The sequence below is a fragment of the Synechococcus sp. BA-124 BA4 genome, from assembly GCF_034931165.1.
This window is the reverse complement of sequence record NZ_JAYGIA010000036.1, coordinates 1-17,080: the sequence shown is the minus strand read 5'-3', so window position 1 is coordinate 17,080 and position 17,080 is coordinate 1. Positions and strand designations below refer to the sequence as shown.

Below are 17,080 nucleotides of genomic sequence, written 5' to 3'. Positions count from 1 at the left end.
CCCGAAGGAGGTGCCGATCAGATGGCGATAGAGCTTGGACTCAACCACACGATAGGTATCCGGAGGCAGGGGGATCACGCCGGCCCGGCAGGTTGAACGCCAGCGCGGCCGGGGGCGCCACGCTGAGCACCAGCAGCAAGACCGCCGTCAACAGGGCGATCCAGAAGGAAGACCTGCCGGCGTCTCGTCCTGCGGCCCCTCGCCTCTCACCCCTGTCGCTCACGCGGGCTCCGTCATCCGTGGCGCCATTCTGCGTCGGGGCCCGAACGGGGCAAATGGGCTGTTGAAATGGTCGATAAATTCAGGAAGAGGTTATAGAAACCCGATCGTTTTCCCGATTGTTACGTTGTTGACAACATGCGGTCAGACCGCTGTCGCAGCCTTGGAACCGCTGGGATTAAACCTTTGTAACTGGCGACCGATTCGCCTTGTTTTCGACCCCTATACTTCCGCCAGCGGTCCCCTTTCGGGGCCCAAAGCCCCAGTCGTGGCAAGGGATTTTCCCCGCCTCACGACTGGTGCCCATGGCCGGGTCCTCCCGGTCATGGGGCCCACCGATGGGGCCGGGACGGTCGCATGACCTGTCCCCGGCGTCCGTCGAAGGGGTGGACCTCCACCTCGACCCCGTCCCTCGAGGAACGTCTCGATGACCATCAGCCCACCAGAGCGTGGGAACAAGGCGAAGGACATGGTTGACCGGAACCCCGTTCCCGTCGACTTCGATGTTCTCGGCAAGCCCGGGCATTTCGATCGCACCCTCGCCAAAGGTCCCAAAACCACCACCTGGGTTTGGAACCTCCACGCCAACGCTCACGATTTCGACAGCCACACGAGCGATCTTGAAGAGGTCTCCCGGAAGATTTTCAGCGCTCACTTCGGCCATCTGGCCGTCATCTTCATCTGGCTGAGCGGCGCCTTCTATCACGGGGCCCGCTTCTCCAACTACACCGGCTGGCTGGCCGACCCCCTGCACGTCAAACCCAGTGCTCAGGTGGTCTGGCCGATCTTCGGCCAGGAAATTCTCAATGGCGATGTGGGTGCCGGCTTCCACGGCATCCAGATCACCTCCGGCCTCTTCCATGTGTGGAGAGCCTGGGGTTTCACCAGCGAGTTCCAACTCCTCTGCACCGCCATCGGTGCCCTGGTGATGGCCGGCCTCATGCTCAATGCCGGTGTCTTCCATTACCACAAGGCAGCGCCGAAGCTGGAGTGGTTCCAGAACGTTGAGTCCATGCTCAACCACCACCTGGCCGGCCTGCTCGGGCTCGGGTCCCTGTCCTGGACAGGTCACCTGCTGCACGTGTCGCTGCCCACCACCCAGTTGATGGACGCCATCGACGCCGGCAACCCGCTGGTGCTGAACGGCAAGACCATCGCTTCGGTGGCCGACATCCCGCTCCCCCACGAGTTTCTCAACCAGGATCTGCTGGCCCAGTTGTTCCCCGGCTTCGGCGCGGGGATCTCCGCTTTCTTCACCGGCAACTGGGCTGCCTACAGCGATTTCCTCACCTTCAAGGGTGGTCTGAATCCTGTGACCGGCAGCCTCTGGATGACCGACATCGCCCATCACCATCTGGCGATCGCGGTGCTGTTCATTGTGGCTGGCCACATGTACCGCACCAACTGGGGCATCGGCCACAGCATCAAGGAAATTCTCGAGGGCCAGAAGGGCGATCCCCTGCTGTTCCCCGCGCCCAAAGGTCACGATGGGCTCTACGAATTCCTGACCACCTCCTGGCACGCCCAGCTGGGTATCAACCTCGCACTCTTGGGTTCGCTCACGATCATCGTGGCGCACCACATGTATGCGATGCCTCCGTATCCCTACATCGGCATCGACTACCCGACCCAGCTGTCGCTGTTCACCCACCACATGTGGATCGGCGGCTTCCTGATCGTCGGAGCCGGCGCCCATTCGGCCATCGCACTCATCCGCGACTACGACCCGGCCAAGAACATCGACAACGTGCTGGATCGGGTGCTGAAAGCCCGTGACGCCCTGATCAGCCACCTCAACTGGGTGTGCATTTTCCTGGGCTTCCACAGCTTCGGCCTCTACATCCACAACGACACCATGAGTGCCCTGGGTCGTCCCCAGGACATGTTCAGCGACACTGCGATCCAGCTGAAGCCCGTCTTCGCCCAATGGATCCAGGGTCTGCACGCCGCTGCCGCCGGCACCACCGCTCCCAATGCGCTGGCCGGTGTTAGCGAAGTGTTCAACGGCGCTGTCGTCGCCGTCGGCGGCAAGGTGGCCGCTGCGCCGATCCCCCTGGGAACGGCCGACTTCATGGTCCACCACATCCACGCCTTCACGATCCACGTCACCGTGCTGATCCTGCTGAAGGGTGTGCTCTATGCGCGCAGCTCCCGCCTCGTCCCCGACAAGGCGAACCTGGGCTTCCGCTTCCCCTGCGACGGCCCCGGCCGTGGCGGTACCTGTCAGGTGTCGGCCTGGGACCACGTGTTCCTCGGCCTGTTCTGGATGTACAACTCCCTGTCGATCGTCATTTTCCACTTCAGCTGGAAGATGCAGAGCGACGTGTGGGGCACCGTCAATGCCGACGGCAGCGTCCAGCACATCACCAACGGCAACTTCGCCCAAGGCGCCATCACCATCAATGGCTGGCTCCGGGACTTCCTCTGGGCTCAGGCCGCCCAGGTGCTGAACAGCTACGGCTCGTCCTCCAGTGCCTACGGTCTGATGTTCCTGGGTGCCCACTTCGTCTGGGCCTTCAGCCTCATGTTCCTCTTCAGTGGCCGCGGCTACTGGCAGGAACTGATCGAGTCCATCGTCTGGGCTCACAACAAGCTGAAGGTGGCTCCCGCCATCCAACCGCGGGCGCTTTCCATCACCCAAGGCCGTGCCGTTGGTGTCGCCCACTATCTGCTGGGCGGTATTGCGACAACCTGGGCCTTCTTCCTGTCCCGACTCATCGCGGTCGGCTGACCTCCACCTGACCTTTCCCAATGGCAACGAAATTTCCTTCGTTCAGCCAGGGTCTGGCACAGGACCCGACAACCCGCCGTATCTGGTACGGCATCGCCACGGCTCACGACTTCGAGAGCCATGACGGAATGACGGAGGAGCGGCTTTACCAAAAGCTGTTCTCCACCCACTTCGGTCACCTGGCGATCATCGGCCTCTGGGTTTCGGGCAACCTGTTCCATATCGCCTGGCAGGGCAACTTCGAGCAGTGGGTCGCCGATCCGCTGCATGTACGTCCCATCGCTCACGCGATCTGGGATCCCCACTTCGGCCAGGGCGCCATCGACGCCTTCACCCAGGCGGGCGCTTCCTCCCCGGTGAACATCGCCTATTCCGGTCTGTACCACTGGTGGTACACGATCGGCATGACGACCAACATGGAGCTCTACCAGGGTTCCATCTTCATGCTGATCCTCTCGGCATGGGCCCTGTTCGCCGGCTGGCTCCATCTCCAGCCCAAGTTCCAGCCTTCCCTGGCCTGGTTCAAGAACGCTGAATCCCGGCTCAACCATCACCTGGCTGTGCTGTTCGGCTTCAGTTCCATCGCCTGGACCGGTCACCTGGTCCACGTCGCCATCCCCGAATCCAGGGGACAGCACGTCGGGTGGGACAACTTCCTCTCGGTTTCGCCCCACCCCGCCGGTCTGGCTCCGTTCTTCACCGGTAACTGGGGGGTCTACGCCCAGAACCCCGACACCGCCAATCAGGTGTTCGGTACCTCGGATGGAGCAGGCACCGCGATCCTCACCTTCCTGGGAGGTTTCCACCCCCAGACCGAAGCGCTGTGGCTCACGGACATCGCCCACCACCATCTGGCCATCGGTTGCATCTTTGTGATCGCCGGCCACATGTACAGGACCAACTTCGGGATCGGCCACTCGATCCGGGAGATCCTCGAAGCCCATAACCCACCCAAAGGAACTCCCTTCGGTGGCGCTCTCGGGGCCGGTCACAGGGGGCTGTATGACACCGTCAACAACTCCCTCCACTTCCAGCTGGGCCTCGCCCTGGCTTCCCTAGGTGTGGCGACGAGCCTGGTGGCGCAGCACATGTACGCGCTGCCGTCCTATGCGTTCATCGCCAAGGACTACACCACCCAGGCGGCGCTCTACACGCACCACCAGTACATCGCCATCTTCCTGATGTGCGGTGCCTTCGCCCACGGTGCGATCTTCTTCATCCGCGACTACGACCCGGAAGCCAACAAGAACAACGTTCTTGCCCGGATGCTCGAGCACAAGGAAGCCATCATCAGCCACCTCAGCTGGGTCTCCCTGTTCCTCGGTTTCCACACCCTGGGTCTCTACGTCCACAACGACGTGGTGGTCGCCTTCGGCACCCCCGAGAAGCAGATCCTGGTGGAGCCGGTCTTTGCCCAGTTCGTTCAGGCCGCCAGTGGCAAGGCCCTGTACGGCATGGATGTGCTGCTGGCCAACTCCGATAGCGTCGCCAACACCGGTGCCCCCTGGCTCCCCGGTTGGCTTGATTCCATCAATGCAGGCAACAACTCCCTGTTCCTGCAGATCGGCCCTGGTGACTTCCTGGTCCACCACGCCATCGCCCTGGGTCTGCACACCACCACCCTGATCCTGGTGAAGGGTGCCCTGGATGCCCGGGGTTCCAAGCTGATGCCCGACAAGAAGGACTTCGGCTACTCCTTCCCCTGCGACGGCCCCGGCCGTGGCGGCACCTGCGACATCTCGGCCTGGGACGCCTTCTATCTGGCTGTCTTCTGGGCCCTGAACACCGTCGGTTGGGTCACCTTCTACTGGCACTGGAAGCACCTCGCCATCTGGCAGGGCAACGTGGCCCAGTTCAACGAATCCAGCACCTATCTCATGGGTTGGTTCCGCGATTACCTCTGGCTCAACAGCTCCCAGCTGATCAACGGGTACAACCCAGGAGGGTCCAACAACCTGGCCGTCTGGGCCTGGATGTTCCTCTTCGGTCACTTGGTGTGGGCCACCGGCTTCATGTTCCTGATCTCCTGGCGGGGTTACTGGCAGGAGCTGATCGAAACCATCGTCTGGGCGCATCAGCGCACGCCCCTCGCCAACTTGGTGGGCTGGCGCGACAAGCCCGTCGCTCTCTCGATCGTTCAGGCCCGTGTGGTGGGTCTCGCCCACTTCACGATCGGCTACATCCTCACGTACGCGGCCTTCCTGATCGCGTCCACGTCAGGCAAGTTCGGCTGAGCCTCCGGCTCCCGAACCCCGTCCACGCCCCTTCTCGAATCTTCGAGGGACCCCCAGACCCCCGGTCATCACCGGGGGTTTTTTCTTGGCTGGATCGGCTCGGGGTCCGTGGGATCGAGCCGCTCCCCCAGCCAGGCCACCGGCAGCATCAGCAGCATCGGCAACGCGCACACCGCCAGCTGCTCAAGCTGGAGCGGCGCGGTGCCGAAGAAGCGGTTCATCGCCGCCGTCTGGCTGAAGATCCACTGCACCGCCACCGTGCCAGCGATGCCGAGCAGCACGGCCGGCGCCCGGGTGAAGGCCCCCCAGCCCAGCCGCGGCAACGCGGACAGCGCCGCGCCCAGCTGGCTGATGCTCACCAGATAGACCAGATGGGCCAACACCAGACCCTGCACAGCCATGGTGCGGGCCAGGTTCAGGTCGCTGCCGTGCCGTGTGCTCCAGAGAAACAGGCCGAAGATCACCATCCAGTTGAACAGTGACACCACCAGCAACCGGCGGATCAGGCCGCCGGTGAGCAGCGGTTGCTGCGGCGGCCGGGGGGGCTGCTGCATCAACCAGGGGGCCACGGGCTCAAAGGCCAGGGCGAGCGACATCGTCAGCGAGCAGATCATGTTGAGCCAGAGCACCTGCAGGGCAGTGACCGGCAGGGGCGTTCCCAGCACAGCCCCCAGCAGGATCGTCATCGAGGCGCCGCCATTCACCGGCAGCACGAAAGCCAGGGTCTTGCGCAGGTTGAGGTAGACCGTGCGCCCCTCTTCCACCGCCGCTTCGATCGTGGCGAAGTTGTCGTCCGTCAAGAGCATGTCGGCGGCCTGGCGGGCCACCTCGGTGCCGCCCGCGCCCATGGCGATGCCGATGTCGGCCTGCTTGAGGGCGGGGGCATCATTCACACCGTCGCCGGTCATCGCCACCACCTCGCCGTTGGCCTGGAGGGCCTGCACCAGCTGCAGTTTCTGGGCCGGTGCCACCCGGGCAAACACGTCCACCCGATCCACGCATGCGGCGATGCCATCCGGACCCAGTGCCGCCAGTTGGCGGCCATCGATCGCCGCCAGCTCTTCACCCTCACCGGCCGGAGCGCGGCCGATGCCCATCTGGCGGGCGATGGCCCGAGCGGTTTCCAGGTGGTCGCCGGTGATCATCTTCACCGTGATGCCTGCCGCCTGGCAGGCCGCCACGGCCCGGATCGCCTCGGAACGGGGCGGATCCAGCATCCCCTGCAGACCAAGGAAATCGAGATCCTCGGCCACATGGTGGTGTTCCAGCTGGAGCTGAGACGCCCCGGCCTGGCCGATGGCAAAGGCGAGCACCCGCTCCCCACGGGCGGCCATAGCCGCCACGGCCGCCTCCACCGCCGGTCGGTCCAGGGGCTGGGGCCGGCCCCGGCCATCGAGCTGACGACGGCAGCGATCGAGCACGGCTTCCACCGAGCCCTTGAGCAGAATGCGCTCGCTGCCGTGAAGGGTGGCCATGAACTGCTGCTCTGACGCAAACGGAATGGCGTCGCGGCGCGGATGGCGAGCCAGGGCCGAGCGGCGGTCGATGCCGGCCATGTCCGCGGCCACCAGCAGGGCCGTTTCGGTCGGGTCTCCGACCAGTCCCTCCCGGCTGCTGGGTCGGGCGTCGTTGCAGAGCAGGCCTGCCAGCAGGGTTTCCTGCAGGGCCACATTCGCGGCGCCGGACAGCCCATTCCCTGGCCAGAGATCCTCAATCGCCACCCACTGACCACCGCCATAGAGGTGCTGGACTGTCATCCGGTTCTGGGTGAGGGTTCCGGTCTTGTCGGAGCAGATGACGGTGGTGCTGCCAAGGGCTTCCACGGCCGGCAGCTTGCGGATGATCGCTCGTCGCCGGGCCATGCGATTCACACCGATGGCCAGCGTGATCGTGACGATCGCCGGCAACTCCTCCGGGATCGCTCCCACCGCCAGGGCCACGGCCCCATCGAACATCTCTTCGGCACCGCGCCCCCGGGCCAGCCCTACGAGAAACGTGAGCCCGGCCAGCACCAGAATCACCTGCAGCAAGGTGCGACTGAAGCGCGCGAACTTGCGGGTCAGCGGCGTGGTGAGATCCACCTGCTCCTGCAGGGAGCTGGAGATGCTCCCGACTTCGGTGCCATCCCCCGTAGCCACCACCACCCCCAGGCCCTGTCCCGTCGTCACGAAGCTCCCCGCGTAGGTCATGCCGATCCGCTCCGCCAGGGGGGCTGAGGCTTCGATGGCGGAGGTGCCCTTGGACACCGGCAGTGATTCACCGGTGAGGGCCGATTCGTCGGTCCGCAGCTGGCGTACCGCCAGCAGGCGCAGGTCAGCCGGCACCCGCGCCCCGGCATCCAGCTGCACCAGATCGCCCGGCACCAGCTGCTCCGAGGCCAGGCGCTGACGCACGCCTTCGCGCACCACCTCCACCTCGGTTCGCACCGCCAGCGCCAGGGCAGCGATGGCGTTCTCGGCCTTGCTCTCCTGGACGAAGCCGATCACGGCATTGATCACCGTGACGCTCCAGATGACCAGGGCATCGCGGGGGTGACCCAGCAGTGCCTTCACGGCCCCCACCACCAGCAGGGTGACCAGCAGGGGGTTGTTGAACTGGAGCAGAAATTTCAGCCAGGCGGGCTTGCCGCCACGGCGGCTGAGCGCATTGGCGCCATGAACCAGCCGCCGCCGCTGGGCCTCCGCCTGGCTCAGTCCGTTGACGGCATCGCTCTGCAGGGCTTCGACCACATCGGCCGCCGGCAGGGCATGGGCTGGTGCGGGCAAGGGCGCCATGGGAGTGCGGTGGGGAATGGATTCAACCCCTAGCGCATACCGCTGGCCTGGCCGCGGTTGGATGGGGGCGTCGATCACCCCACGGCGGACCTCCCATGCTGACCTTCGGCAGCACCTTCCAGGAGCTGGCGGCGATCCTGATGATCGCCGGCGTGATCGGCGTGCTGGCTCTGAGGCTGCGCCAGCCGCTGATCATCGGTTACATCCTCACCGGCATCGTGGTGGGGCCCGCCGTGCTGGGATGGGCCTCCGGTGGCAGTGAGCTGAAACTGCTCTCCAGCATCGGCATCTCCGTGCTGCTGTTTGTGGTCGGACTCAAACTCGACGTGGGACTGATTCGCTCCGTTGGTCCGGTGGCCCTGGCGACAGGCCTGGGCCAGATCGTCTTCACGTCGCTGATCGGATTCCTGCTGGCTCTGGGGTTGGGGTTTGCACCGGTGCAGGCGATCTACATCGCCGTCTGCCTCACCTTCTCCAGCACGATCATCATCGTCAAGCTGCTCTCCGACAAGCGGGAGATCGATTCCCTGCACGGCAGGATTGCGGTCGGGTTTCTCGTGGTGCAGGACATCGCCGTCATTCTGGCGATGATGCTGCTCAGCTCCTTTTCGGCGGCGGGTGGATCGGGCGGCATGGCGGCCCAGGGGATCCGCCTGTTCCTGGTGGGCACGGCCTTCGTGCTGGGAACCGCCGCCACGATGCGCTGGGTGATGCCGCCGCTGCTGGGTCGGTTGGCCCAGAACCAGGAGTTGCTGGTGCTCTTTGCCGTGGCCTGGGCCGTGGGACTGGCGGCCCTGGCCGATGGGATGAACTTCAGCAAGGAGGTGGGAGCCTTCCTGGGGGGGGTGTCGATCGCCTCAACCTCCTATCGGGAAGCGATCGCCTCCCGGCTCATCGGCCTGCGCGACTTCCTGCTGCTGTTCTTCTTCATTGATCTGGGCTCCGGCCTCAACCTCACGGCGGCGGGTGTCCAGCTCTGGCCCGCGCTGGTGCTGTCGCTGTTCGTGCTCGTGGGCAATCCATTGATCGTGGTGGCGATCATGGGGGCGATGGGTTACAGGCGTCGCACCGGGCTGCTGGCCGGACTCACCGTGGCACAGATTTCCGAGTTTTCGCTGATCCTGGCGGCCCTGGGGATGCGGCTCGGCCAGATCGGCGAAGCGGAAGTGAGCCTGATCACCCTGGTGGGGGTGATCACCATCGGCCTCTCGACCTACATGATCCTGGGCTCCGAACGCCTGTACCAATGGCTGCAGCAACCCTTGCGCCTGCTGGAGCGGGCCAGTCCATTCAGCGAGCTCGCCGGCGGCTCCTCCGGGCCGGCACGGGTCGATGTGATCCTGCTGGGTCTGGGCCGATTCGGCGGCGCGATCCATCGCCAGCTCCAGCCCCACAATCTGTCGCTCCTCGGCATCGACTTCGATCCCCAGGCCCTGCGCCTGGCCGCTGCGGAAGGGGTGCCGGTGCAGTACGGGGACTCGGAGGACCCGGAGTTCACCGCTTCGCTGCCGCTTTCCTCGGCCACGGTGGTGGTGAGCACCCTGCCGTCACTGGAGGCCAACGCGGCCATCAGCCACGGCTTGCAGACGGCTGGGTTCCGCGGCCATTTCATCGCCACGGCTCACAACGAGGCGGAGGTGGCCCGGTTGGAATTCCTGGGTGCCCAGCGCACCTTGCTGCCCTTTCTGGATGCCGCGGAACGGGCGGCGGAGCTGATCGTCGGCGATCTGCTGAAACTCCAGGCGCAACGTTCGGTCTGAACCGGCGCGCCAGCTGGACAGGCACCTGGGGGCGTTCGTGGGTCACCCCTCCGCCCAGACCGTCACAGGCCCAGGGTTGCCCCTGACACCTTTGGAGGTGACCGACGGGCCCCATGCCCGTTCCTTCAACACACATTTGTCTGGGCTTAACCTTGCGTGAGGGGGCTGCTGCCAGGTTGAAGGCGACTGCAGCTGCTCTCAATGGGACTCACCTTTTCCGCACTGGATCCTTTCATTCCAGCGACAGGCGGAGTGATCTCTCTGGCAGCACTTGGGGCCAACTCCGAAATCTCTGCCTATAACCCAGCCAGCGGCTACCTGTATACCGTTGGCGGCGGATCCGGGGCCATTGTGGTTTCCGATCTCCGTGATCCCGCCAACCCCCAGGCCGTGGCCCGTGCCACCTCCACCGGCAACGGTGAAACCCTGCAGAGCGCGGCGGTGTTCGGCAATCTGCTCGCCATTGCGGTGCAGAACGCCGTCAAGACGGATCCGGGGTTTGTGCAGTTCTACGACCTCAGCAATCCGGCCCTGCCTGTTCATCTCAGCACCGTGACCGTGGGGGCCCTGCCCGACATGGTCAAGTTCAGCAGTGACGGCACCAGGCTTCTGGTGACCAACGAAGGAGAGCCGAATTCCCTTTACACCATTGATCCCGTCGGATCGATTTCACTTGTCGATACCAGCGGCTATCTGGCGAGCACGCCCGTAGCCCCCGCCGCCGCCGATGTGCAGACCGTGGGCTTCGAAGCCTGGGAGAACCGCAGAGCCGAGTTGATCAATCGCGGTGTCCGCATCGGCACCCGTCTGGGCGTCACCACCAGTGTGGCCCAGGACATCGAGCCGGAAGCCATTGCCATCAGCGCCGATGGCAACACCGCCTGGATCTCCCTGCAGGAGAACAACGCCATCGCCGTGGTTGATCTGAGCGGCTCCGCGCCGGTGATCAGCACCATCTTCTCCGCCGGCATCAAGGACTGGTCCCGCGGCGTCGCCAGTGCCGAGAATTTCAGTTTCGAACTGGAGTATGCCGCTGGCTCCGCCAACCAGCCCGATGGGGTGCTGGCTGGTGGCCTTTCCGGCCTGTTCTTCGCCGGCAAGGAGACGCTGAACGGTACCGAACTGGATGTCTACTACTCCATCACCGATCGGGGCCCCAACGGCGATCTGATCGCTGGTCAGCGTCAGTTCCTGGATCCGGACTTTCAGCCCAGCATCTACAAGCTGGGCATGAATCGCAGCACCGGAGCCGTCACCGAGCTGGGCCGCATTGGACTCAATCGTCCCGATGGCACCCCCCTCACCGGTCTGCCCCAGCTGGCGATCAAGGATGACGTCCCGATCGACGTTGCCAATGCGCCACTGGCCTATGACCCCTTCGGCATCGACTCGGAAACCGTCTCGCTGTTCAGCCTCACCATCGGCGGCAGCACGCGCCAGGTGTTCGCCGTCGGCGATGAATACCGGGGTCAGATTTCGATCTTTGATGCGCTGAGCGGCAACCTGATCCAGCGCTACATCCCCGCCGGTCAGAAGGCCCAGCTGGCCGCCCAGCACAACGTGGGCGGCGCCACCCCGATCGGCGCTGAAACGATCGACAGCCTGCCGGCCATCTACGGCAACCGCTGGAGCAACCGTGGCATCGAGGGCATGGCCTTCAATCCCACCGACGGCCTGCTCTATGCCTTCATGCAGAGCCCCCTGGATGTGGATGCCAATGGGGACGGCGTCACCGAAGGCCGCAGCCGCTCCGAACTCACCCGCATCCTGGCGATCGACCCCGCCACCGGTACCCCGGTGAAGGAACACCTCTACCTGCTGAGTGGCCGCTCCGGGCAGGACAAGATCGGCGATGTGGCCTTCGACGCCGACCGTGGCGTCTTCCTGGTGATGGAGCGCGACAGCAGCCGCAGCCTCACCGGCTTCAAGCACGTGTTTGAGGTGGATCTGCGCGGTGCCACCGACACCCTGCCGCTCACCAGCGCCGCCGACCAGGCCACGGACGGCTGGCTGGGCGCGATCGGCGTGGTCAGCCCCGAGCTGCTCGACAACCGCCGCACCCTCGTCGATCACGACAGCAACGCCGCCACGGCCCCGATCTTCAGCACCTCCAGCGCCGACGTGCTGGCTGCCGCCGGCATCCGCCTGGCCCACAAGATCGAGTTGTTCAATCTGCCCTCCATCGGCGGCAGCCTGGCTTTCGACAAACCGGAAGGCCTCACCATCCGCGATGACGGCGCCCTGGTGATCAACTACGACAACGATTTCGGCACCGAAGGCGCCAGCGGCAACACGATCACCGTGGTGAGCTTCGACGGCGCCGGCTTCGACAGTTCCGACCGCGACGGCCCCTCGAACAGCAATCAGTACCTGCCAGTCGCCGGCCTGCCGCTCTACAGCCTCACCATGCCGGACGGCATCGCCACCTTCACCGATTCCCAGGGGCGCAGCTTCCTGCTGGCGGTGGGTGAGGGCGATTCGCGCGAGTACGAGCCGGACCGGGGCAACATCTTCTTCGACCTCACCCGCGCCAACGACGGCGCCCTGGTGAACGGCACCCCCTTCCGGGACCATCCCGGTGTGGATGCGCTGAATGACGCCTTCGCCGCCGCCACCGGCGTCAGCCGCACCCGCCTCAACCTGCTCAATGACTACGGCGACATCAACGGCGACGGCCTGATCGACAAGCCGTTCAGCATCGGCTCCCGCTCCCTGCGCATCTATGACGTGCAGGGCAACGTGGTGTTCGATTCCAGCGACGCCCTGGAGGAGCTGGCCGACAGCCTTGGCCTGATGGCCTCCAATCGCGATGACGACAAGGGCACCGAGCCCGAGATGGTGGAGATCGCCACCGTGGCCGGTCGCACCTACGCCTTCGTGGCCCTGGAGCGCACCACCACGAGTGTGGCCGCCGTGTTCGACGTGACCGACCCGTACAACGTGGTGGCTGTGGATCCGGTGGTGTTCCCCGGCGCCGAGCGGATCGAGGGCATCACCTTCCTGCGCAGCCCCTCCGGGGAGCCGGCCGGCCTGATCGCCAGCAGCGAAGGCAATGACGTGGTGAGCATCACCACAGCGGCGCCCCTGCCAAGCGGCAGTGCCTTCCGCCTGCAGCTGTTCCACCTGGCCGACCAGGAGGGGGCCATCTCGGCCCTGGACAATGCGCCCCGCCTCTCCGGTGTGCTCAACGCCCTGCGGGCCCAGGACATCGACCTTGACGGCATCCCCGGCTTCACCAACACCCTCACCCTCTCCAGCGGCGACGCCTGGATCCCCGGCCTGTTCTATGGAGCCTCCGCCCAGGCCTACGGCGCCGTGGGTCGCGGCGATGTCCTGATCCAGAACGCCCTGGGCGTCCAGGCGATCGCCTTCGGCAACCACGAGTTCGACCAGGGCACCGCGGTGGTGCGGGACCTGATCCGGCCCAATGCGGCCGCCGGTTACCCCGGCACGGCCTTCCCCTACCTGAGCGGCAACCTCGACTTCAGCAGCGACGCCAACCTGGCCTCCCTGGTGGTGCCCGCCGGCCAGGCACCCCAACCCAACACCATCACCAGCAGTGTCGTCTTCGATGTCAACGGCGAGTCGGTGGGTGTGGTGGGCGCCACCACACCCTGGCTGCGCACCATTTCCAGCCCGGGCGGCGTTGGCGTGGCTCCGGGCCCGTTCAGCGGTGTGCCCACGGCCGCCGAACTCGATGCCCTCGCCGCTGAGATCCAGGCTGATGTGGACGCCCTGATCGCGGCCAATCCGGGCCTGAACAAGGTGATCCTGCTGGCCCACATGCAGCAGATCAGCATCGAGCAGGCCCTGGCCGAGCGCCTGCGCCACGTGGACATCATCGTGGCCGGTGGCTCCAACACCCGCCTGTTCGACAGCGATGACGTGACCCGCCCCGGCGACAGCGTTCAGGGTCCCTACCCGATCGTCAAGACCGACGCCGATGGCAAGCCCGTGGCGGTGGTCAACACCGATGGCACCTATAAGTACCTGGGCCGCCTGGTGCTCGACTTCGATGCCTCCGGGGTGATCATCCCGGCCAGCTACGACCCCAGCCTCAGTGGTGCCTACAGCACCGATGCCGCCGGTGTTGCGGCCCTCAATGCCGAGGCCTTCATCGATGCTCGGGTCCAGGAGGTGGTCGACAACCTGCGGGCGGTGATCGTCTCCCAGGAGTCGGACTGGTTCGGCGTCAGTGAGGTGTTCCTCAACGGCAACCGCAACCCCGGTGTGCGCAGCGAGGAAACCAACCTCGGCAACCTCACGGCCGACGCCAATCTCGCCTACGCCCGCCAGATCGATCCCACCGTGGTGGTCTCGCTCAAGAACGGCGGCGGCATCCGCAATTCCATCGGTCAGTCGACCATTCCCACCGGTTCGGTGACCGGGGTTCCCGAGCTGCTGCCCACCGCGGCGGTGTTCGACGCCCAGGGCAACGTGGTGAAGCCGGAGGGCGGCATCTCCCGCAATGACATCGCCAACGCCCTCAGCTTCAACAACGGCCTGTCGCTCGTCAGCGTCTCCCCCAGCGAACTCAAGGCCCTGATCGAGCACGGCATCGGCGCCGGCATCAACCAGGGCCGGTTCCCCCAGGTGGGCGGCCTGGCCTTCAGCTACGACCTCAGCCGCCCGACAGGCTCCCGGGTGGTGAACCTGGCGATCCAGGACGAGGTCGGCAACGATCTTGACGTCGTGGTCCGAAACGGCGAGGTGGTGGGCGATCCGGCCCGCAGCATCCGGATGGTGACCCTGGACTTCCTGGCCAGTGGCGGTGACGGCTACCCCTTCGCGAGCCTCACGAACCCCAACCGGGTGAACATCACCCAGCCGGGCGGCGCCCCCCGCACCGGCGTCGCCACCTTCGCCGCCGATGGCTCCGAGCAGGATGCCCTGGCCGAATTCCTGGCCGACAACCACTCCCCCGACAACCCGTTCACGGCGGCCGACACCCCGGCGGCTCTCGACACACGCCTCCAGAACCTGGCGGTGCGCGTCGATTCTGTGATCGATCCGATCCTTGTCGGCACCCCCGGCAACGACATCCTCCTTCCGGGCCTCTCAACGGTCCCCGGCTTCGACGGTCGCCTGGACACCGTGTTCACCGGCGCCGGCAACGACGAGGTGGATGTGGCGATCACCAGCGGCTTCGACAACAAGATCTTCACCGGATCCGGTGCCGACGTGGTGTACGCGGGCAGCCGCGATGTGATCACCGGCGGCAGCGGCAGCGACCAGATCTGGGCGATCGACGGCGGTCAGAACCGCCTCAGCGGCATGGCCGGCCATGACGAATTCATCATCGGCAGCAGCGGCAACCGGGCCCTGGGCGGCGAGGGCAACGATGTCTTCACCATCCTCGCTGGGGCCGGCACCAACCACCTCAACGGTGGCGCCGGTGCCGACCAGTTCTGGCTGGTGAGCGAGCCGGGGGATCGGCCCGCGGCCAAGCAGTACGTGATGGATTTCACCGTCGGTGTGGACACGGTGGGCCTGCGGGGCGTGGCCTTCGCGGATCTCGGCTTCTCCCAGGTGGGAGCCGACACCCTGCTGCGTGTGTCGGGGGTGGCCGTGGGCCACTTCACGAACATCAGCGCCGCCGCGCTCAACAACCAGGCCAACTTCGCCCTGGTCTGAGGCGTTCCGGGGGCCCATTCCCTGGGCCCTCTCGCGTCTCCGTCTTCCTCCCTCGCCCATCCCCCCCCCCCCGGACCATGCCAGCCCTCTTCACAGGCCTGTACAGCCAGAGCTTCGATGCCCTGGCCCTCTCCGGCTCCGGGAATGGCTGGGCCAACGACGTGACCCTGCCGGGGTGGCACCTGTTCCGCCAGCCGGCGGCTGCCCCGGTCGCCCTTGCCACCTACAACGCCGACAGCGGCACCGGCAATGCCGGTGCCTTCGTGAGCTACGGGTCGACGGGCAGCAGCGACCGGGCTTTGGGGGGGCTGGGGTCGGGCGGCAGTTATTTCGGTTCCCCCTCCAGCGGGTCGGTGGCCGGCTGGTTCGCCCTGGCCCTCACCAATGCCAGCGGGGCGGCGATCTCCAGCTTGGATCTCTCCTTCAACGGCGAGCAGTGGCGCAACGGCGGCAACACCGCGGCCCAGACGATGGAGCTGCAGTGGGGCTTCGGCGCCAGCTTTGAGCAGGTGGGCCTCTGGGCCACGCCGGGGGCCAGCTTCAACTGGGCCTCACCGGTGACCGGCAGCACGGCCGGTGCGGTCGATGGCAACGGCGCCGGCAGGGTGGCTGGTGTGGGCGGCAGCCTCGACCTCTCGGCCAGCCCCTGGGCGGCCGACGCCACCCTCTGGCTGCGCTGGGCGGAGATCAACGATCCCGGCAACGACCACGGCCTTGCCATCGACGATCTGCGCCTGTCGGTGGCGACGCCGCCGGGGCTGCCTGAGGTCGCGATCGCGGCCATCGACGCCGTGGCGAGCGAATCCGGCGATGGGGCCAGCCTGCGCATCAGCCGCACCGGCTCCACGGTGGCGGCCCTGGCGGTTCCGATCCGCCTGGTCAGCGGGGTCGGTCTGGCCGACGCCAGCGACCTGGCCAGCCCCCTGCCGGCCTCGGTGCTGATCCCGGCGGGAGCGGCCAGCGTTGATCTGACCATCGCGGTGCTTGATGACGTCCTCAATGAAGGCCCCGAGACCCTGCTTATCGAGCTGACCGCACCGACGGGCCACACGATTGCCGCTGGGGCGGGCAGTGCCGCGGTCACCATCGCCGACAACGACCGCATCAGCCGGATCTCGGCGGTGCAGGGCAGCGGCGCCAGCAGCCCCCTCCTGAACCAGAGCGTGACCCTCAGCGCCGTGGTGGTGGGCGACTTCCAGGCCAGCGCCGAACTGGGTGGCTTCTTCCTGCAGGAGGAGACCGGCGACTGGGACACCAGCGCCCTCACCTCCGAGGGGCTCTACGTGGCCTACCCCCTGACGGGCACGAATGTCGATGTGGTGATCGGTGACCGGGTGCGGCTCACCGGCACGGTGGCCGAGCGCTTCGGCCAGACGGTGATCACGGCCGTCAGCGCCCTGACGGTGGAAGGGCAGGGCCGCCTGGGTGACACGCAACGGGTCGACATCCCTGACCTGCTCGCCCAGCGCAGCAGCGCCCTCGATCTGGAGCCCTACGAGGGCATGTGGGTGCGCTTCCCGGAGACCCTCAGCGTCAACGGTCTGTTCGGCCAGTTCCGCTTCGGCGAGGTGGAGCTCAGCGCCGGGGGGCTGCCGCTCCAGCCCACCAATGTGATGGAGCCGGGGCCGGCCGCCTTTGCCGCCGAGCAGGCCACGGCCCTGCGCGAGCTGGTGCTCGACGACGGCAGCAACAGCGCCTACCGGCCCGCGGCGGCGGCCACCCCGGCGG

General features: G+C 66.2%; 5 protein-coding genes and 1 pseudogene. 5 read left to right on the top strand and 1 reads right to left on the bottom strand.

Annotated elements, in window-relative coordinates; translation table 11 throughout:
* Nucleotides 1-646 precede the first annotated feature (646 nt).
* On the top strand, nt 647-2,950 hold the full coding sequence (psaA, locus tag VB734_RS04950) for a photosystem I core protein PsaA (RefSeq protein WP_323243004.1): 2,304 nt from the start codon (nt 647-649) through the stop codon (nt 2,948-2,950).
* 20 nt (nt 2,951-2,970) lie between these two features.
* Nucleotides 2,971-5,184: a photosystem I core protein PsaB gene (gene psaB / locus VB734_RS04945; RefSeq protein WP_323243003.1), complete on the top strand. Its 2,214-nt coding sequence runs from the start codon at nt 2,971-2,973 to the stop codon at nt 5,182-5,184.
* Between the two features lie 68 nt (nt 5,185-5,252).
* Here psaB and VB734_RS04940 read toward each other — a convergent pair whose 3' ends face one another.
* Nucleotides 5,253-7,958: an HAD-IC family P-type ATPase gene (locus tag VB734_RS04940; protein ID WP_323243002.1), complete on the bottom strand. Its 2,706-nt coding sequence runs from the start codon at nt 7,956-7,958 to the stop codon at nt 5,253-5,255.
* A gap of 95 nt (nt 7,959-8,053) precedes the next feature.
* On the opposite strand from VB734_RS04940, the gene VB734_RS04935 reads away from it, so the two are divergent.
* The 3 genes and pseudogenes from VB734_RS04935 to VB734_RS04925 all read left to right on the top strand — a co-directional run.
* Nucleotides 8,054-9,718, top strand: a complete 1,665-nt coding sequence (locus VB734_RS04935; protein ID WP_323243001.1) for a cation:proton antiporter family protein — start codon at nt 8,054-8,056, stop codon at nt 9,716-9,718.
* Between the two features lie 201 nt (nt 9,719-9,919).
* Nucleotides 9,920-15,352 (top strand): choice-of-anchor I domain-containing protein, encoded by a 5,433-nt coding sequence (locus VB734_RS04930; RefSeq protein ID WP_416238036.1) that lies wholly within the window; start codon nt 9,920-9,922, stop codon nt 15,350-15,352.
* 77 nt (nt 15,353-15,429) lie between these two features.
* A pseudogene (locus VB734_RS04925) lies at nt 15,430-17,080 on the top strand (hypothetical protein); the annotation flags it as partial.